General features: G+C 45.4%; 18 protein-coding genes. 17 read left to right on the forward strand and 1 reads right to left on the reverse strand.

Annotated features, from left to right (window positions below):
• The first annotated feature begins 94 nt into the window (after nucleotides 1-94).
• The 5 genes from MRBLPE1_RS29345 to MRBLPE1_RS29365 all read left to right on the forward strand — a co-directional run bounded on the left by MRBLPE1_RS29345 (nucleotide 95) and on the right by MRBLPE1_RS29365 (nucleotide 5,981).
• Nucleotides 95-1,249, forward strand: coding sequence for a DegT/DnrJ/EryC1/StrS family aminotransferase (locus MRBLPE1_RS29345; RefSeq protein ID WP_364152921.1), 1,155 nt, complete (start codon nucleotides 95-97; stop codon nucleotides 1,247-1,249).
• 196 nt (nucleotides 1,250-1,445) lie between these two features.
• A complete protein-coding gene (locus tag MRBLPE1_RS29350) occupies nucleotides 1,446-2,510 on the forward strand; it encodes a Gfo/Idh/MocA family protein (protein ID WP_364152924.1) in 1,065 nt (354 codons plus the stop codon).
• Between the two features lie 14 nt (nucleotides 2,511-2,524).
• Nucleotides 2,525-3,628 (forward strand): DegT/DnrJ/EryC1/StrS family aminotransferase, encoded by a 1,104-nt coding sequence (locus tag MRBLPE1_RS29355; RefSeq protein WP_364152927.1) that lies wholly within the window; start codon nucleotides 2,525-2,527, stop codon nucleotides 3,626-3,628.
• A gap of 8 nt (nucleotides 3,629-3,636) precedes the next feature.
• Nucleotides 3,637-4,353 (forward strand): N-acetyltransferase, encoded by a 717-nt coding sequence (locus tag MRBLPE1_RS29360; protein WP_364153615.1) that lies wholly within the window; start codon nucleotides 3,637-3,639, stop codon nucleotides 4,351-4,353.
• Nucleotides 4,354-4,400: 47 nt separating this feature from the next.
• Nucleotides 4,401-5,981, forward strand: coding sequence for a glycosyltransferase family protein (locus MRBLPE1_RS29365; RefSeq protein ID WP_364152930.1), 1,581 nt, complete (start codon nucleotides 4,401-4,403; stop codon nucleotides 5,979-5,981).
• 146 nt (nucleotides 5,982-6,127) lie between these two features.
• On the opposite strand, the gene MRBLPE1_RS29370 is transcribed toward MRBLPE1_RS29365, so the two are convergent.
• Nucleotides 6,128-6,862 carry a GT-D fold domain-containing glycosyltransferase gene (locus tag MRBLPE1_RS29370; protein WP_414698937.1) on the reverse strand — a complete coding sequence of 245 codons (735 nt, stop codon included), beginning with the start codon at nucleotides 6,860-6,862 and terminating at the stop codon, nucleotides 6,128-6,130.
• Nucleotides 6,863-7,102: 240 nt separating this feature from the next.
• On the opposite strand from MRBLPE1_RS29370, the gene MRBLPE1_RS29375 reads away from it, so the two are divergent.
• From MRBLPE1_RS29375 to MRBLPE1_RS29430, 12 genes are all read left to right on the forward strand, one after another.
• A complete protein-coding gene (locus MRBLPE1_RS29375) occupies nucleotides 7,103-8,440 on the forward strand; it encodes a GT-D fold domain-containing glycosyltransferase (protein ID WP_364152936.1) in 1,338 nt (445 codons plus the stop codon).
• A 47-nt stretch (nucleotides 8,441-8,487) separates the two neighbouring features.
• Nucleotides 8,488-9,294 carry a glycosyltransferase family 2 protein gene (locus MRBLPE1_RS29380; protein ID WP_364152939.1) on the forward strand — a complete coding sequence of 269 codons (807 nt, stop codon included), beginning with the start codon at nucleotides 8,488-8,490 and terminating at the stop codon, nucleotides 9,292-9,294.
• A 19-nt stretch (nucleotides 9,295-9,313) separates the two neighbouring features.
• A complete protein-coding gene (locus MRBLPE1_RS29385; RefSeq protein WP_364152942.1) occupies nucleotides 9,314-10,054 on the forward strand; it encodes a GT-D fold domain-containing glycosyltransferase in 741 nt (246 codons plus the stop codon).
• Between the two features lie 142 nt (nucleotides 10,055-10,196).
• Complete coding sequence (locus tag MRBLPE1_RS29390; protein WP_364152945.1) at nucleotides 10,197-10,937, forward strand: sugar phosphate nucleotidyltransferase; 741 nt, start codon at nucleotides 10,197-10,199, stop codon at nucleotides 10,935-10,937.
• 36 nt (nucleotides 10,938-10,973) lie between these two features.
• Nucleotides 10,974-11,753: a glycosyltransferase gene (locus MRBLPE1_RS29395; RefSeq protein WP_364152948.1), complete on the forward strand. Its 780-nt coding sequence runs from the start codon at nucleotides 10,974-10,976 to the stop codon at nucleotides 11,751-11,753.
• 47 nt (nucleotides 11,754-11,800) lie between these two features.
• Nucleotides 11,801-12,514: a glycosyltransferase family A protein gene (locus MRBLPE1_RS29400; RefSeq protein ID WP_364152950.1), complete on the forward strand. Its 714-nt coding sequence runs from the start codon at nucleotides 11,801-11,803 to the stop codon at nucleotides 12,512-12,514.
• A gap of 100 nt (nucleotides 12,515-12,614) precedes the next feature.
• The gene (locus MRBLPE1_RS29405) at nucleotides 12,615-13,463 is read left to right on the forward strand and encodes a glycosyltransferase (RefSeq protein ID WP_364152953.1); all 849 of its coding nucleotides are present in this window, start codon (nucleotides 12,615-12,617) and stop codon (nucleotides 13,461-13,463) included.
• 218 nt (nucleotides 13,464-13,681) lie between these two features.
• Nucleotides 13,682-17,491, forward strand: a complete 3,810-nt coding sequence (locus MRBLPE1_RS29410) for a phospholipid carrier-dependent glycosyltransferase (protein ID WP_364152955.1) — start codon at nucleotides 13,682-13,684, stop codon at nucleotides 17,489-17,491.
• Nucleotides 17,492-17,549: 58 nt separating this feature from the next.
• Nucleotides 17,550-18,551 carry a glycosyltransferase family 2 protein gene (locus MRBLPE1_RS29415; protein WP_364152958.1) on the forward strand — a complete coding sequence of 334 codons (1,002 nt, stop codon included), beginning with the start codon at nucleotides 17,550-17,552 and terminating at the stop codon, nucleotides 18,549-18,551.
• A complete protein-coding gene (locus tag MRBLPE1_RS29420; RefSeq protein ID WP_364152960.1) occupies nucleotides 18,544-18,969 on the forward strand; it encodes a GtrA family protein in 426 nt (141 codons plus the stop codon). The genes MRBLPE1_RS29415 and MRBLPE1_RS29420 overlap by 8 nt, the downstream gene beginning before the upstream one ends.
• 24 nt (nucleotides 18,970-18,993) lie before the next feature.
• The gene (locus MRBLPE1_RS29425; RefSeq protein WP_364152963.1) at nucleotides 18,994-19,659 is read left to right on the forward strand and encodes a class D sortase; all 666 of its coding nucleotides are present in this window, start codon (nucleotides 18,994-18,996) and stop codon (nucleotides 19,657-19,659) included.
• A 122-nt stretch (nucleotides 19,660-19,781) separates the two neighbouring features.
• A complete protein-coding gene (locus MRBLPE1_RS29430; RefSeq protein ID WP_006040330.1) occupies nucleotides 19,782-20,006 on the forward strand; it encodes a helix-turn-helix domain-containing protein in 225 nt (74 codons plus the stop codon).
• The last annotated feature ends 130 nt before the right edge of the window (nucleotides 20,007-20,136 follow it).

Below are 20,136 nucleotides of genomic sequence, written 5' to 3' on the forward strand. Positions count from 1 at the left end.
AAGGTTTTGTTTCAAACGCGCAATCAGAGAATGAGCTTCCTGCATATATCGTTACTAAAGGTAGAAAAAATAATTGCCATGGGAGATGGGGAAAATGACTAAACAGGTAAAGCGGATTTATCTTTCTTCTCCCCACATGAGCGGTAAAGAACAACAATTTGTAGATGACGCATTTCAATCGAATTGGATTGCTCCGTTAGGTCCTCATGTGGATGCCTTTGAAAAGGAAATTGCTAATTATGTTAAGTGTGCGGGAGCAGTAGCCATGTGTTCAGGAACAGCGGCGATTCATTTATCTTTGAAGCTGCTGGGGGTCGGTAAAGGCGATACAGTTTTTTGTTCAACTTTAACTTTTGTTGCCAGCGCGAACCCCATTTTATATCAAGATGCTGATCCCGTTTTTATTGATTCTGAACCTTTGTCTTGGAACATGTCACCCGCTGCGTTAAAGAAAGCTTTGATCCACGCTAATAGTATGGGAAAACTTCCTAAGGCTGTTATTGTTGTAAACCTCTATGGCCAAAATGCTGATATGGATTCATTGTTAGCAATCTGTAACGAATATAACGTACCGGTGATTGAAGATGCAGCTGAGTCCTTAGGTGCCAATTACCGTCATAAGGCAAGCGGAACTTTAGGGAAATTTGGGATCTACTCTTTTAACGGGAACAAAATGATTACAACCTCAGGCGGCGGCATCTTGGTATCGGATGATCTCGATGCGTTGGAGAAGGCACGGTTCTGGGCTACGCAAGCCCGTGATCCAGCTCGACATTATGAACATATTGAAATGGGTTACAACTATCGATTAAGCAATATATTAGCGGCAATCGGAAGGGCTCAATTGCAGGTGTTGGACGAACGCGTCACCGCACGGCGTGCTGTTTTCGAACGTTATGATTCAGAGTTGGGACATCTTGACGGAATTCAATTTATACCTGAAGCGTCCTACGGTCGTTGTACTCGTTGGCTTACTGCTTTAACCATAGACCCAACGAAGGTTGGAGTATCAGCTAATCAAGTCATCGACGAACTTGCTTTATACAATATTGAGGCGCGCCCCGTTTGGAAGCCGATGCATTTGCAACCATTATTCAAACAATATCCTTATTTCATACACGGTGATAGCAGTATTTCAGATGCTTTGTTCAAAAATGGAATTTGTTTGCCGTCGGGATCAAACTTAACGCAAGAAGATCAGAGTTTTGTAATCGATTGTTTTAAACGGGCAATTGGGAGTGATAAATGAAGCAAAGGACTGCCGAGTGCGGTCCTTTTTTTCTTTTGTGAGGTTTCTACTTATATGTGAGATGACAGCTGGGGGATGTTTTTACTAATTTGCAAATATCAATACATTGTCCATACCAGCCTCAACGTTCTCTCATATACTATTATGTACATGAAATAAATTCAGAGAGACTTGCTTAACTGAAAGGGGGGACTTTATGCAGCCTTTAAGAGTCGCGATAATAGGCTGCGGCTTTATTGCACAAAAGCATGTGCGGTCCTTATTGGAAATAGGGGAAGATGTGGAATTGGTAGCTCTGTGCGATATTGATAAACATCGATTAGAACGTTTTGCTGAAGATGTATGCAGGCCGCATTATCCGAATCTACGACTTTATACGACCATTGAAGAGTGCATGAGCAGAAATGATGTTGACCTGATAGCCATTACAACCAGCAGTCATACTCATGCAAGCCTTGCCATTGCGGCTCTTCAAGCGGGTAAACATGTTCTTGTCGAGAAACCGCTCGCCTTATCAATTCAAGATGCCCGAACAGCAGCGGCAGAGGCGAAGCATCGTGGCCTTATTCTTGCTGTTTCGTTGCAAACCAGATATTTGTCACAAACGCAAGCGATAAAAAAGGCCGTCGACGAAGGGCGCTTCGGTAGTTTGATTCACGGTGTCGTTTCGATGCGCTGGAACCGGGATATGGATTATTATTACGCAAGTCCGTGGCGGGATTCATGGGTTACAGGGGGCGGATTGTTCATGAATCAATGTATTCATTACATCGATCTTCTCCAATGGCTAATGGGACCTGTTGTATCGGTATTCGGAGAGGCCGGCACGTTCATGCAACCCTTGCACATTGAAAATATGGGAGTCGCCGTATTGAAATTCGCAAACGGTGCTACCGGTATTGTTGAAGCCTCATCCTGTGTCTATCCCAAAAGCCTCCTAACCTCACTTAGTATATTCGGTGAGAGAGGATCGGTTTCACTCGAAGGCGTAAGATTAAATGAATTAAAACACTGGAGTTTTGCAAATGAACAGACGGAGGATGAAAGTGTATTTGTACACACGGATGAAATATCTCATACTCCGTTATATGAAGATCTTATACAAGCGATTAGGACTGGAACCCCACCCTTAGTATCAGTAGAAACATCGCTAGATTCCTTGGAAGTCATTCTAGCAATTTACAAGTCCATAATGGAAGGGAAATCCGTTCAACTGCCGCTCGATGATTTTGACATGAAAAATATGGCGCTAAAAAGTTAAGGAGGGGAAATGCGTTGATTATTCCTTTAATCGATTTGCATGCCCAATACTTGGAGCTGAAGAAGGATATCTTAGAAGCGACAGAGCGGGTATTCGATAGCGGGGGTTATATCGGGGGGCCTGAAGTGGAGGCTTTGGAGAAAGACATCGCATCCCTTACGCAGTCTCAATATGCGGTTTCCACGGCGAATGGCACGGACGCGTTAATCTTGGCTTTGGAGGCATGCGGGGTTGGACCTGGCGATGAGGTCATCACAACGCCTTACACGTTTTTTGCATCGGCTGAGGCCATCGCACGCCGAGGCGCCATTCCCGTTTTCGCCGATATCGACGAGCGAACCTATAACCTGTCTCCCGAGGAGACAGAAAAGAAAATTACCTCAAAAACGAAAGCGATCATCCCGGTTCATATTTTCGGCCAACCGGCAGACATGGATGCTTTTAACGATATGGCTAAACGGTACAATATTGCGATTATCGAGGATGCTTGCCAAGCATTGGGGGCCGGATACAAAAATAAACCGATCGGCGCTCTTGGCCATGTCGGTTGCATCTCCTTTTTTCCTACGAAAAATTTAGGAGGCTACGGTGACGGCGGCATTGTCGTTACCAATGACGAGGAAATGGCAGACCGGATTAAGCTTCTCGGTCACCACGGAAGCAAACGCAAATATTACCATGATGTAGTCGGCTATAACAGCAGATTGGATTCCTTGCAAGCCGCGATCCTTCGGGTGAAACTAAGCAAGCTGCAGGAATGGAATGCCAAACGTAAGCAGAAAGCCTCAATCTATGCGGAGCAGCTTAAACATACCGCACTCTCCGTTCCAACCGTCGATGCCCATGTTGATCACGTGTTTCATTTATTTGCTGTTGAATGCGATCGTCGCGATCATATTGCGGCTCAATTACAGCAGGCCGGTATTTCCACAGGACACTACTATCCTTGCCCACTGCATCTCCAAAAGGCGCTTGCCTATCTCGGATATAAGCGAGGGGATTTCAAGGTAGCGGAGAAAGTATGCGAACGCTCCTTGGCCTTGCCGATGTCCCCTCACTTAACGGAAGAACAACAAACCTATATCATCGAAAAAGTCCAACAATTGACAAAGGGTTGAGGTGCATGATGAATCAAAATGTAAGAATTGGACAATACGCAGTGATTGGAGAAAACGTAACGATTGGCGAGGATGTGGTGATCGGCCATCACGTTGTCATCTATGACGGTACGATCATTGGAAACCAAGTCGTTATTCACGATCACGCCATAATCGGCAAAAAACCGATGAAAGCACATAATTCCGCGACAACGACCAATCATGTCTATCTGCTTCCGGCAATTATCGCTGACCGCTGCATCATCGGGAGCTCCTCTGTCATTTATGCGAATGCCTTCATGGAGAATGATGTTTTCGTTGCCGATTTGGCAACCATTCGGGAGCGGGTCGTTATCGGAGAGAAAACGATCATAGGTCGCGGGGTGGCGGTAGAGAACGATTGTACGATCGGGTCAAACTGTAAGCTTGAAACTAACTGTTATATTTGCGCTTTCTCAACATTGGAAGATGATGTCTTTGTCGCTCCGTGTGTTGTTACAACGAATGATAATTATTTGGGCCGTACGAAGGAACGCTTTGGCAAGTTTAAAGGAGTGACGATCAAAAAAGGAGGGAGAATAGGCGCGAATGCAACAATTCTGCCAGGCAAAATTATTGAGGAAGAAGGCGTTGTCGCTGCCGGAAGCATCGTCACGAAAAACGTCAAATCCAAAGAACTTGTAGCGGGTTCACCAGCCCGCAAAATTAGGGATGTCCCACCTGAGCAATGGCTGGAAAACCAATAGAAAAATGAAGATAAGATGTACATTTCTTTGGAGAAGCAGGTGAAATTTTGAGAGGAAAGCGCAAAGGGGCACAGAAGGCTCGAATATCAAAAAGTGCGAAAAAAAAACGAGTTAAATTAGTAAAAACATCAAAAAGAAGCGGTAAAAAAACGTTACGTAGATATGAAGTATTAAAGAAAAAACCATTGTTAAAAGAAGCGAGTATAACGAACGAGAACAAATTGAAAATACTAGTACTGACACAGCCTTTGGAAAACATGAGATCGGATCATAATTTTCAAACCATCCGTACGATGGAACTATATGCGGACATTTGTTATTGGTCTAACGGTGGAAGTTTGCTGGAAATATTGAAACAGATCAATATGAAACCGGACTTTATTCTACATTATAATTTAACAAATGAAAGTAGTTTTATGTATGTTGTTAAGATAGGGGAGGAAGGCGGAATTCCATCAGGGTATTATTTGGCTAATGAGCATATAAGTGAAATAGACCAAATAGCTTACATCCAAAATGGGAAGATCGATCTTATTTTCACTGAAAATCATAGTTCCTTCGCGATGAGACGCCCTGAGTATGAAGGAAGAGCGAGACTACTGTCCGCTGCTAGTAATGAACCCCAAGTGAGAGCGCAACAAATCATTGAATATATAAAATTGTTTATTGAAAATACAACAAAGAACGCTGATGTACCACAGGAAAAGAAATTAAAAGTACTGATCCTTGTAAAACCATTCAACCAAACGATGCCCAAACATCAGCATAAATATGATTTTATCCAGGCAATTGAAAAGGTTGCGGATGTTCGATATTGGCATAGTAATGGAAATATTTTAGAAATTTTAAAAAAAATGAATATGAAACCAGATTTTATATTCCATTATGATATTGCTTGGAACTTTGCGTTTGCTCCTCAAATTACGAACCTTGATAAGGTGAAAATACCAGTTGGGTGTTATGTAATGGATGTTCACTGGCGTAAGGAGGCCAGAAGAGAATATTTTAGTCACACAGCGAAACCTGATTTAATCTTCTCAGCAAGCAAATATCCATTTCTTAAATTTTTTCCCGAATGTTTACCCAGATTTAGATGGTCGCCGTTTGCGATCAATCCCAAAGTGATCAAAGACTATAAGCTAAAGAAAAATATTAAGTTCTCCCTTTTGGGCTTGATTAAACCGCGCTATAAATTCAGAACTGCTGTTCTGAAAAGAATGCGGAAAGTAAAAGGATTTATAAACTTTAAGCACCCAGGTCACCGTGTTCGGGCTAGAAGAGGTCTTCTCATAAAAAATAATTATGCCAAAGTCATTAACCGATCCCTCATGTCATTTACTTGTGGGAGTGACTTAAAGATTCCTGTAGCTAAATTTTTCGAGCTTCCGGGATGCAAAACTTTGATGTTGGCGGAGCCGAATCGTGATCTCAAAGACTTGGGATTTAAGGATAAAGTGAATTATGTAGCATGCGATAGGAAGAATTTTTATAAAAAAGCATTGTATTATCAAAAAAATAAACGTGAAAGAGAACGAATCACGCAAAAAGGTTACGATTTTATTCACAAATACCATACGAATCAAATTCGAGCACAGCAATTTATAGCAGAAGTTAAAAAGGTTCTATAACCTAATGCGCATGATTGAAATAGTAAAGTTATCATTCAGATTTTCCAAGAAAAAAACAGCGAGATTGACTAGTGATGAATAGTCGATCTCGCTGTTTTATATTTTCTTGACTATGCTTTATATTTTTCTCATTCGTTCGAGTTAATTCATGATTTTCTTCTGCGTTTCCATTTCCATCTCTTTTTCTTGAAAACTACAAGATGTCCTTTTCCGAAATCAATTGCTACTTTGCCGGTTAAACGGGCTATTTCGGGTGCGAGTACTACGGAATTCACGCCGCAGGAAATTAAAGCAATATCAAATTGATTTTTCATTTCCTCTGTCTGCTTTAACGCTTTGCCCATTTGCTTGTAATCGGAAAATACGATCGTGCCGGCAATGTCCATTCGATAGGGGTCCTTTTGGAGAATTTTTTTCAATTTCCCGGCTTCCCGTGTGATGATCAGGACTCTTCGGCCTCTCAGCACATCCCAAAACTCCTTCCGCCCCGCCAAAAATCGGTTCACGACGGCATCGCAGGTTTTGCGGGGCTTCAGCTTATAATATCGGAATATTTTATTCGTGAGCGGCCGCTTCACTCTTGGATGAGCAACCGTCCTCGTATCCCCGGGAACAAGTACCCCGACAATATTTGCTTTCTTAATTGAACGGACCATTTCATTTCTCAGCTTTAAATTAGGCAGCCTGACGCCCTTTTTTCCTCTATTGGCTTTCTTTGCCCAAAGTTCCTTGAGTACTTTCCGGATACTCCACACCGACTTTTGCGCCATCACAATATTTTCACCGTCACCGATTCTCACCATGGAGAAAGGCTGATGATTATCCAAAGCATGCTTTATGCTTCTCAATACCTGCTTCCATTTCAAATTCGCCACAATCATTCCCTCTCCTTATTGTTTTTTCACTACTTCACTATATGAATGATGCCGCAGTAGTTCTTGTGCCACTCCCCTTTCTTTATCTCAGAGAACGTCCATTTTCGTTTATATGATATGCCTGAAACAAAATGTGCTTCAAAAAGGGCTATCGCATAGGGCGGAGAGTAAACCTGCACAAGAGCATCAACACGAACATTCATATAATGTCGCAGTGAGGACATTTTCTGGAGGGGAAATGGTGCAATGAATTTAAATTGGGAGAAAGTGCTGCATAAAATTAAACATGCGCTAGATCACCGCCAGCCGTTCTCCATCGTGAGAATTGGAGACGGAGAGAATATTGTCATGGCGCAGAGATCCGTTTGGAGAATGAGAACCGTACTCAAGGAGCCTTGGGCGATCAGGGCCAACCGCGGAGAAAAAGGCGTCAGGCTTCCGAATCTTACGCTGCGGAACCAAATGATCCGATCGATAAAAATGGCTGACATCGTAGGGATTCTTCCGCCGGGAGATCGAAGAACGTATGCTCCGGGAAGGTTGAAGCGTCCGCTTACAAATAAAATATTCCGGCATTATAAGCTAAAGCCCCGCTACACCTGCGATGCCGTCGTGAACCGTTTTCTGGCAGGGCGGAAGGAATTTTGGGATGTGCTCAGAGGCCGAAGGATTCTTATTATTACGCGGCAAGCCGAGAGACTCAAGAGGAGCCTTCAAAGAGATCCGTATCGAATGGAAATTGCCGGGACGATCGCTTTTTCGAATAATAAGCAAATGGGCAGCGCGTTAAAAAAAGCATATGAGATGAGAGACAAGTTTGATATTGCCTTAATCTCCTGTGGGGTCAATACGGTCGTGCTGGCGCCCGAAATTGCCCGTTTAACCGGTAAAGTGGCGATGGATTTCGGGAAAGGCCATCATGTCGTTTTTAGAAAAAAGATGACAAAAAGCAACGCTAAATTCGAAAACAAACATGGAACCGACGCGGCAGAGAATGACCTGAAGATGCTCACCTCGCAGTATATTCCGGGGAGGGTCTCTGTCGTCGTCTTAAATCACAACAGCTTGAAATCCACGAAAGCATGCATCGAAAGCATCAAACAGCACTCACCGGTCAATACTCAGCTCGTTCTCGTTGATAACGGTTCAACGGATGGAACCGCGGATTATATCCAAACGATTTCAGGGTCTACGCTCATTAGGAATAAGGCAGCGAAAGAACGCTGCGAAGCGTTGAATCAAGGCGTAATTGCAGCAAGCGGTGAATTTGTCGTCCTCCTTAATGAGAATACGGAAGTCACGAAAAACTGGCTGCAAGGCATGCTTTGTAGGCTGCAGGCAGACCCGACTATCGGAATCGTGGGTGTCCGGAGGAATTTAGCGGACGGTACGCAGAAGGTAGAAATCATACCGTATGAAACCATGCAGGAGATGAACGGCTTTTCTGCGTATTTATCTGAAATTTATAATCGGCAGGGGCATCGAATGGATGACTTGCGTGATCTTTGCATCATGTTTCATCATGATTTAGCTCTCCAAATGGGCAGCCTTGACGAAGAACAACAAGATCTGCTTCTCGGCTAAAATGATTCTTTACTCCAAACCATCTTCAAACAAAGGAGCGGTTGTTTTTGAGCGCAGAGCCAAAACCTCTATTTACGGTTGTCATTCCTTTATATAATCGGCAAGCCTATATCGCCAAAGCGATTAAAAGCGTCATTCGTCAAACGTATAAAGGTTGGAAAATACTGATTATCAATGACGCTTCTACAGATAGATCCGCATCCATTGCATCGGCTTTTACTTCAGACGAAGCTATTAGCCTCATTAATTTAAATGCCAATGTAGGCATTTCAAAAGTATTGAACGTTGCTTTAAACCATGTAACGACACCTTATATGGTCCAATTGGATTCGGATGACTGGCTTGAACCCCGTGCGCTTGAAATTTTGGCAAAAACCTGCGGGAAGTATCCGGAAGCCGCGTTAATCTACGGGAACTCCAAGCTGTGGCTCGAAAGCAAAGGGAAATTGCGGCTGAAGAAAAAAATAAAACATAGACAATACAGCAAAATGAAATTCCTCATCACGTTCGATTTTATGTTAACGCCGAGATGCTATAAAACCTCAGCCCTTAGAGCAGCGGGAGGCTGGGACGTAAATGATCCTTACGACGGCCGGGTCATGGAAGATCGGCGCATGTGCATGAAGCTGATTGACCGTTATCCGCATCGCTGGGTAAACCAGAATCTTTATAACGCATTAAAGCACGGACGCCAGCTTACAAACGCGGCAAACATCAAGAAACGCAACGTACTCCGAAAAAGGCTCGTGCTCACGTATTTGAAAAAATGGGGGAACAAACATCAGCCCGTTTTTGGCCATACAAGCAGCGGTTATCTCATTGTAAAGAAATTAAAAAAGCGTAAAACCAGGTAAGGAGAGGAGAATGAAGGGCATGGCTAATCTGAATGGCGAGCAGGTGCTTGCAAGAATTAAAGAAGCTTTGGATCATGTGCGGCCTTTCTCGCTCATCCGAATCGGTGACGGGGAAAACGTGATCATGGCGCAAAAATCGGTGTGGAGCCTGAGGGCAGTATTAAATACACCGTGGGCGAGACGGGCAAACCATCCGGTCAGAACACGCAGCGCGCGCCTTGGGCATAAAGAAAAAGGAGTCACGCTTCCCAATTTGAAGCTAAGAAACCAAATGGTCCGTTCCATTAGGAAAGCCGATATTGTCGGGATATTGCCCATTAAGGATAAGATCAAAGCCCCGAAAAGAGTCAGGCGTCCTTTAACGAATAAAATATTCCGCTATTACAAGCTCAAGCCGCGTTTTACTTGCGATGCGTTTATTAACCGCGAGTTTGCAAGCAAACCGGAATTTTGGGATGTGCTGAGAGGCAAAAGAATTCTCATCATTACCGAACACGCCAAAAAATTAAAAGAAGTGCTTCAAAGCGAACCTTACAATATGGCGATCGCAGGCACGATCATATTTAGGCACTATAAGCAAATAAGCAGAACGTTGAAGAAAGCGGAAGGAATGAAAGACCAGTTCGATATCGCTCTCATATCCTGCGGGGTTAATGCTGTCGTTATGGCGCCCGAAGTGGCACGGTTAACGGGAAAAGTGGCGATTGATTTCGGGAAGGGGCCTAAGGTTGTTTTCAACAAACCGAAGACTCCGACTTAACGGAGAGAAAGATAAAGACTATTTTGACGTCAAGAGTATATCGTCCATACCGAATCGAAATGATAGCCATATACTGTTTATGTGAAATGGGTTGGTCTTGATAGATTCGACTGGATACTAGGTTCTGTTAGGAGGTTTTTTTTTGAAGGGTGTGATACTTGCTGGAGGTACGGGAACGCGCCTCTGGCCGTTAACCAAAATTTTAAACAAGCATTTGATACCTGTCGGGAAATATCCAATGATCTATTACGCAGTAGACAAAATGCGAAGCGCTGGAATCAAAGACATACTCATCGTAACGGGCAAACAATCAGCTGGGCTTTTTACCGATTTATTAGGAAGCGGCAAAGATTGGGGAGTAAAGATCACCTATAAGATTCAGGAGGAAGCCGGCGGAATCGCGCAAGCGCTCATGACCGCGGAGGATTTCGTTCAGCCGCAGGAAAAGTTTATCGTGCTGCTGGGAGATAATTTGTTCGATGAATCGCTTGTGAAGCTGGTAAACGATTTTGGCAAGCAAGAGAAGGGCGCTAAAGTATTCCTCAAGCAGGTTGCCGATCCGCGCAGGTACGGAGTGCCGATCATTGATGAGAACAAAATCATACAAATCGAAGAAAAACCGGCTGATCCCAAATCCTCCTTCTCGGTTACCGGTATTTATATGTATCATGGCAGCGTGTTTGAGGTCATCAAGCGCATCAAGCCTTCTGCCCGGGGAGAGCTGGAAATTACGGATGTGAACAACGTGTACGCCTCGGAAGGAACGCTTACTTTCAGCATCATGAACGGCTGGTGGATTGATGCCGGAACCTTTGAATCGCTCCACGAAGCTAATGTGATGCTGAAGGATTTCAAAAGCGAAGCGAACGGACCGGGAAATTAATTTTGAGCGTATCGGCGTTTATGGGAGGGATGGGAGTTGTTAACGAAAAGGATCGTCTTCGGGATCGAATTCAACTCGAGATCGACGAGACCTGCTTGGAAAATCGGACTAACGGCAGGCTGGATCCATTATAGAATGTCCGTCTTTATGAAATATACGATGAAGAGCTTAAAGAAGCAGACCAATCAAGATTTTGTAGCCCTTATTCAATATGCGGATTGCACGGAATTCTTGATTAAGCAGGAGCTTGGCAAGTATGAACCGCTTCCGGAAAACATTCAGTTTGTTCCGGCCAGCAAATACCAGGAAAATATTGCGCAGCTGATCACCGGATTCGACCGTTTATATCTGGTTCGTTTGGACTGTGACGATATGTACCATAAATCTATCGTGCAGCAGTTAAGAGATTTCCGTCCTAAATCAAGCACGCAAGCATTAATTAATCAAAAAGGGTATATCTATGATGCTGTCCGGCAGCGGTTTACGGCAACTCGCCATCAATCTCCGCCATTTTATACGTTAATTTACAAATCGGAGGAGTACTTGAAAGGAAAGAGGCATGCGATTCCTGGCGGACATCGGTACGTCATTAAGCTAAAGCATGAAATCTTGACGAAAAAAGGGAACCGGAACTATATGATCGTTGTTCATAAGCGCAACACGTTGAATCAAAATTTGCTGCGCAAGGCCGTATTCCACTCGAATCGGATCAAGCTGGATCTAATTCTTAAAAACTTCTGCAAAGAGACGGCGGCCGAAATCGGTTTAGAGCCGCATCAACCCGTCAATACCACTCAGGACATGGTATCGCAGTGACCGTTCTGTTATTACACGATTAACGAGAATGCAAGGAGGCACTAGAGATGTCTAGCAAAAAAATTATTATTGGAATTGAATTCAATAACCGGTCGAAGCCTAATAATCGATGGAAAATCGGCCTGACGAAACAATGGATTGAATACAGAATGTCCATTTTTATGAAATACACCTTACAGAGCCTCAAAAATCAAACCAACCAGAACTTTACGGTCCTCGTACGCTACGCAAAATCTTCGGAGTCCACGATTTTACAAACGCTAAACAAACACGCTCCGCTTCCCGGTAACGTTCGATTTATTTCAGACGGGCAATATCTTAAAGTTCAACGACAGCTGACACGCGGATTTAAGTATTTGTACCTTGTCCGCTTGGATTGCGATGATACGTACCATAAAAACTTTATCAAGCAATTGCATAACCATGAGCCAAAGCGGAAAACCCGCGCGCTCATCAACCAAACGGGATACGTGTACGACAGCTTGCGCCATCGCGTGGCCACGGTCAAGAAGCCTTCCCCGCCTTTCTATACGTTCATCTATAAGACTGCCGATTATTTCAAAGGACTACGGTATAAAACGCCGCGCGGACATAGTTCCGTTATTAATCTTAAACATGAAATCCTGACTAAGAATGGAAAACGCAATTATATGGTCGTTGTTCATGAAAGAAATACCTTGAATCAAAGATTATTGAAAAAGACGAACTTCGTATCGAAGCGCACGAAAGTTAACGCGATTTTGAAAAAGTTTATAGGTTAACCGCGATTCGCATAAAGCGGACCGTGACGAAAGCCGTTCCTGGATGAAGAGCTGCCACGTACAATGCAAATGTAGATTTCAAATAATGAGGTGCTGTACGATGCTTGAGAAGCCGGATATGCTTGAAAAGGCAATGACAATGGAAACGATAGAATCAACGGATTTGCCGGTACCGCCGGAGCAAACGGAGTCTCAGGAGTTGATGGATACGATACAGTCGATAGAAGCAGGGGCACAGATAGCGAAGCTCCTTCCGAAGGGAGTATCCATCATTACGGCTACCAATAAACCGGAATATATGAAGCAATTGTTTAGGAACTACAGCCGCCAGCGCTGGAAAGCAAAAGAGCTTATTATTCTATTGAACAATAACCGCATGAGCATAGGCAGATATAGAAAATATGCGAAGTATTTTGATCAAGTGTCGGTCTATCGGGTGCCGCAGAGACTCCCTCTCGGAAAATGCCTAAACTACGGCATCAGCAAAGCGAAATACGAGATTATTGCTAAATTCGATGATGACGACTACTACTCGCCGCATTATTTGCCGGAAGCCATGGCGGAATTTGAACGGTCCGGCGCAAACGTGATCGGGAAAAACAAGTTTTATATGTACTTCCTCAGAGGCTCCAAGCTTATGTATGCCAGCATGCCCTCTAAAAGGCAGGTAGCCGGTGCGACCATTATGTTCGAGAAAAAGATATATCCTGCTGTTGTATTTTCCAACCTGCGTAAAGGCTCGGATATGAGGTTTCTGAGCGACTGCTTGAGAAAAGGGTTTAAGATCGGTTCGACCAGCCGCTTCAATTTTGCCGCGATCAGGAGAGGGAACCAAAAGAAGCATACGTGGAAGGTTACGCCCCGAACTTTCCGGATCCTTAGAGCGAAGACAGTGGCGCGAACCAGCCGATACCGCCCCATCGTAAACAAGGCAATTCCAAAAGTTTGAACAAGCGCCGCATAGGCGTCTTTTTTTTGGGGCTATGGCATAGAAGAGAGGCTAAATCAGCCTTAATCCACCGTCATTAGCCCTATTGTTTTATGGTATAATTTTCTTTGGGCGCATCGATTATATTCCTGCCATAAGGCAGGCAGCCGCCACTGCGTTAGTTGATATTCTATTGTAAAAGCTGTTACCAATGCCGATATGAGGTGAATAATAGAACGATGATCAAACTGTATTTCCGTGCCGTTGCAGCAATTCTTTTCCTGACGCTATTAGGTCCTGCCGTTCCCTTGTTTGCTGCAAGCAATCTATTAACAAATGCCGGTTTCGAAAACGTATCGGAGGGCGCCCCGGCTGAATGGCAGCATAACGCCTATTTGAAAGAAGAGCATATTACCTCGTACACGATTTCGGATACAGAGGCCCATACGGGCGCTTATTCCGCGGTGCTCGAGAATAAGGAAGCCAACCATTCGCGCTGGACGCAGACGATCACAGTAAAACCGAAATCCATTTATAAATTATCCGGCTACATAAAAGCGGAACAAATCGGCCCGGACGCGACCGGCGCTCATTTTTTCGTAGACGGCGTTGCCGTTTCCTATCCCGAAACGAAGGATACGGACGGGAAATGGGCCTACGTGCATTTTTACGCGAAAACGGGCAGCGATCAGAAGAGTATTACGTTTGGCGCAAGTCTCGGCGGCTATGGAGCCATCAACACCGGAAAAGCCTATTTCGACGATGTCAGCATAGAGAAGGTCTCGAAAGCTCCCGCGGGCGCGGAGGTATTCAGCTTGACCCAGGCGGAAACCGGGCAATCTTCCGAGGCTGCCGCCGAGGGCGGATCCGTGCTTCCTCTAATTATATTTGCGGCATTGTTTAGTCTGGCCTTTGCCCTTATTTATAAGAAATTGCTGCGGGAGAGAAGCTGGCTGGACGGGAAACAGCATATACATAAGCTAATTATAGCCATGGTTTTTATCGGCGCTCTAGCGGTGAGGTGTTGGCTTGCGGTTACGAATACGGGCTATGCGAACGATATCGCATTATTTATGGCCTGGGCTGACCAAGCCGCAAAGGAAGGTCTTTCCGGATTTTACCATACCGGCATGTTTGTCGATTACCCGCCGGGCTATATCTATATTCTGTACATATTAGGCTTAATAAAAGCTATGCTCTCATTAGACGGAGCATCGAAGGCAGCGCTCCTGTTGTTCAAGCTGCCAGCGATATTGGCTGATCTTGCAGCCGCTTATTTTATTTTCCGAACAGGCATAAGAAAAGCAGGCTTTTCCGTATCTCTGGGACTTGCTTTGCTCTATTTATTCAATCCCGCGGTTATTGTGGACTCCGCCGTATGGGGCCAGGTCGACTCCGTTTTTGCTTTGGTACTCGTGCTGTCCATCCATGGGCTTGCGGAAAATAAGATCGAGCGAGCATCCGTCTGGTATGCCATTGCGGCGCTCATTAAGCCGCAGGCTTTCATTTTCATGCCGGTGCTGCTGCTTTGGTTTGTTTATCGCAGGGACTGGAAGAAGGCGGCGGTTAGTGCCGCGTATGGCTTTACGACGTTTATTTTGCTCGCTCTCCCTTTCTTTTGGGGCAACGGCGGATTATCGGGATTGTTTCATTTGTACAAAGGAACCTTATCATCCTATCCCTACGCCACTTTAAATGCATTTAACTTTTATGCGCTAAGCAATGATAATTGGAAGCCGATTACCGAAACCTGGCTGCTGTTCCCGTTCCAAGCCTGGGGTGCGTTCTTCATTTTGGCTGCCGTGGCTTTAGCCGCATTTTTCGCTCTGCGCAAGAAGGACAGCGATTCTTCCAAACGGGTCTATTTTATTGCCATGGTGCTTATCGTTGTCGTATTTATGGGCGTAACCAAAATGCATGAGCGCTACTTGTTCCCGGTTCTGCTGCTTGGAATCTTCGCGTTCCTGCAATCGCTTGACCGGAGGATGCTGGCCCTATTCTATGGCTTCAGCATTACCAGCTTCATTAATATTGCCTATGTACTGGATTACAGCAAAACAACGACGAACGTCCCATTTAACGGCATCGTTTTGTTATGCTCGTTAGCAAATATTGGGCTGATGCTTTACCTGCTTTATATCGGATATGATAAATATATACGCGGCAGGGAGCTGCTGGTAGAGCCGCTTGCGGAGAACGACCTTACGGATGCGGATCACAAGACGCTGTCGGCTTTCAAGCCCGATTCCATTTCGAGAATGAAGCAAACCTCAAATCGCTTCGTCCGCAAGGATTGGCTGATAATGGGGGCAATAACACTCGTGTATGCGATGGTTGCCTTGTTCCAGCTCGGCGATATGAAAGGTCCGCAATCGGCATGGCAGCCTGCCGCAGCCGGTCAAAGCTTTTACGTCGATTTGGGCGCAGTCAAACAGCTTGAGCGAATCAACAGCTTTGGCGGTGTCGGAACAGGGAAATTTAAATATGAATTTAGCCAGAACGGTACCGATTGGGACAATGTAATGGAAATAGACAGCAACCACGTTGCTGTATTTACTTGGACAACGCAGCCCGCAGCGCTTCCTGCGCGTTATGTTAAGGTCACGACCGTTCAAACGGGCTTTTCGATGCATGAGCTTGCGATCTACGAGCAGGGCAGCAAATTACCGCTGCAGATCGTCGGTATAAACGATGAGCTGGCGAAGGATGCCAAAAGAGGCAGCGTGCAGTTGCTCTTCGACGAACAGCAGCTGGCCGAATATGACGCTACCTTTATGAACGGCTCTTATTTCGATGAAATTTACCATGCCCGTACGGCCTATGAGCATTTGGAGCATATCGTGGCTTACGAGAATACGCATCCGCCGCTGGGCAAAATCATTATTGCGATCGGCATCAAGCTGTTCGGGCTGAATCCGTTTGGCTGGCGCATAGCGGGCACGCTCTTTGGCATAGCGATGCTGCCTCTGATGTATGTTTTCGCTAGAAGGCTGTTCAAAACAAGCGTGTACGCCGGGCTTGCCACGGCGCTGTTTGCTGCCGATTTCATGCACTTCACGCAAACAAGAATCGCGACAATCGACGTTTACGGCGTGTTTTTTATCATGTTGATGTTTTATTTCATGCACAAATATGTTTCTCTCAGCTTTTACAAAGTCAAGCTTGGCGCTACCCTTGTGCCGCTGTTTCTAGCGGGATTGTTTTTCGGTATAGGCGTGGCGTCCAAATGGATCGTGCTTTACGGCGGCGCAGGCTTAGCCATTATGCTCGGGATATTATTATATGACCGCTATAAGGAGTATGCAGCCGCTAAGCGCATTCTGCGCGGCGGGAAGGCAGCTAATGAGAGCTTTAGCATAGAAAAGCTGCTGCATATCGTTAACGTTTTTCCGCGCTATACGTTGATCACGCTTGCCGTATGTCTTGTGTTTTATATTGCCATACCGCTTGCGATCTATGCTGCGTCCTATATCCCGGTACTTACCGTCATGGATGAAGGATATACCTTAAAGAGTCTAATCGATTATCAGAAGCATATGTTCAGCTATCACAGCCAGCTCGTATCGACGCATCCGTTCTCCTCATCCTGGTGGGAGTGGCCGTTCATGAAAAGACCGGTGTGGTATTATTCCGGGGATAATATGGCCGAAGGCTTCAAGTCTACGATCGTCGCAATGGGCAATCCGCTCATTTGGTGGACGGGTATCTTCGCAATGGCCGCGACGATCTGGATCAGTATCAAACGAAGAGACAAAGCTATGTATACGATATGGATCGCCTTCTTGGCTCAGTACGTACCGTGGATGCTGGTTACCCGGCTCACATTCCTCTATCATTATTTTGCGATGGTGCCGTTTATTATCTTGAGCTTGGTTTATCTATTTAAAGTGATCGAAGAGAAGCGGCCGGGCTTTAAGCTCGCGCGCAGCATTTTTCTGGCTGCAGCCATTCTGCTGTTTATTGCCTACTATCCGGCGCTTTCCGGCATGACGGTGAGAACCTGGTATGTGGAGCATATACTGCGATGGTTTCCAAGCTGGTTATTTTAATAAGGTTTGGCCAGAAAGGGCAGCGACAGCCGACTACGCTTGCGAAAGGAGCATATAGATGAAGCAATCCGTTGTAAAATATAGCGTTATCGTTCCAATGTTCAACGAAGAAGAGGTTATCGAGCATACGTATGAGCGGCTGAAGCTGGTGATGGATCATGCGGAAGAGCCGTATGAGCTCATATTCGTCAATGACGGGAGCAAAGACCGAACGGTTGAATTAGTGTCCATGATTTGCGATTTCGACCCTAATGTCCGGTTAATCAATTTCTCCCGCAATTTTGGCCATCAGATCGCGATATCCGCCGGTATGGACTATGCCCAGGGGGATGCTATCGTCGTGATTGACGCGGATCTTCAGGATCCGCCCGAGGTCATTCTCGATATGATCGCCAAGTGGAAGGAAGGGTATGAGGTCGTATACGGCAAACGGCTGAAGCGCAAGGGCGAGACGGTATTCAAGAAGCTGACCGCAAAAATGTTCTATCGCACCCTGCGCAGCTTGACCAATGTTGAAATCCCGGTTGACACAGGTGATTTTCGCTTAATTGACCGCAAAGTGTGCGACGTGCTGCGGGGCTTGAAGGAAAAAAACCGTTTTGTGCGGGGTTTGGTCAGCTGGATCGGCTTCCGGCAGACGATGGTTGAATATGAGCGTGAGGAACGTTTTGCGGGGGAAACCAAGTATCCGTTAAAAAAAATGATCGCTTTTGCCATCGACGGGATTACCTCTTTCTCTTACAAGCCGCTAAAAATCGCAAGCTATATCGGCTTTGCCTTGTCTTTTACGAGTTTCCTGTACCTGCTGGTCGTTATTTTCCAGAAGCTGTTCACAGGCAGCACGATTGCGGGCTGGGCTTCCATCGTTGCGGTTAATCTGTTGTTTAATGGCATTATATTGATGCTCTTAGGCATTATCGGCGAATATATCGGACGGATATATGAAGAATCCAAAAACAGGCCGCTTTATATCATTCGCGAGGTCCAGGGCTATTCGGACAAAGATGCAAATCAACCGGAGAAAGCAAACGGCTCTGACCGGGTTAAAGAGTATGGTTAAATGGGTTTCCAAAAAGGTTATCGTTCAATTCATAACCTTTAATTTGGTTGGTCTGCTCAACACCGCAATCGATTTCATGCTGTACACCCTCCTTCTATGGTTCGGAACCTACTATTTAATCGCGCAGATCATCGCTTACGGAGCGGGAATGATTAACAGCTTCTTGCTGAACAGCCGATATACTTTTCATAAGGGAGACACCCTCGTTTCCAAACCGCGGCAGTTGAATAGAGGAGTAAGGTTCGTTGTATGGAATGCCCTCTTGCTCGGATTGACACTGCTGCTGCTTGCCGCTTTTACGGAGTGGTGGGGTGTGGGCGAGGTCATCTCCAAGGTTATCGTAACGGTGGTTACGGTGGCGCTGAATTTTTATGGAAGCAAGAAATGGGTATTTGCAGCGAGCGGGTCGAGGGCTTAGAGCAGCTAACGGAAGGCGGGAAAGATGAAAAAAATATTGTCTTATACATTAGTAATCGTGGGTCTTTTAATTTTACTCTATCCAAAAGCGAATGAATGGTATGACAACCGCCAGCAGGATAAGTTGATGGCGGATTGGGAGGAAGCCAGCTTCGATGTAACCGCTGAGCAGCAGGCACAGCAGCAGTATGAGGAGTTGACGGAGCTGTTTAACGAGGAATCGGCGGCGGTAGCCGATGAACCGACAAGTACCCCTACGACAGCTCCTTCTGCGGCTCCAACGGCATCTGCGTCGCAGAAGATCATACCGATCGCTACCATTAAAATTGACAAGATAAAGCTGAAGCTGCCTGTCCTCGAAGGGGCTACGCAGAAAAACATGAAATCCGCTGCCGCCCATTTGAAAGAAACGACAGCGATCGGTCAGGTCGGTAACGCGGCAATCGCCGGTCACCGCATGCGGTCGAAGGGAAAGCTGTTCAACCGGCTTGGCGAGTTGGAGGTTGGCGATAAGATCGTGGTGGATACAAAGGAAAAATCCTATACGTATACGGTCTATAAAGTATCTGTCGTTAAGCCGACGGACGTGTCCGTGCTTAATTACAACAACAAAGACAAGCTGCTGACCCTAATCACCTGCGACCCGATCGTGAACCCGACCCACCGTTTAATCATCCACGCAAAATTGTAAGCGATAGAGCCCATTTTCTCCGCTTAACAGCACCAATGGTATCGCCCTTTCATAGTATAAGTTGACTGTATCCCTTAACCTTGTTAAACCATAAAAACCCGCGCAAGGAGGGGTGACAAACATTGAAGGGTAGCGACCATAAGAGCAAGTTTTTATTGACGCATCGTGAACGCGAGGTATTCGAGCTGTTGGTACAGGATAAGACAACAAGAGATATTGCACAACAACTATTCATCAGCGAAAAGACCGTCCGCAACCATATTTCTAATGTCATGCAAAAGCTGAACGTCAAAGGTCGTTCACAAGCGGTTGTCGAGCTAATTAAGCTTGGTGAATTACAAATCTAACATAGCACTAGGATCGGACAGCATAGGGATATGCTGTCTTATTTTTGTTTTCGCAGACGTTTTCAATTCATTATACGCCAGCGCAAAAAAACGATTGCTTCAGTTAAGAAGCAATCGATTATAAATTCGG

It is taken from the genome of Paenibacillus sp. LPE1-1-1.1 (assembly GCF_040676435.1).
GTDB lineage: Bacteria > Bacillota > Bacilli > Paenibacillales > Paenibacillaceae > Pristimantibacillus.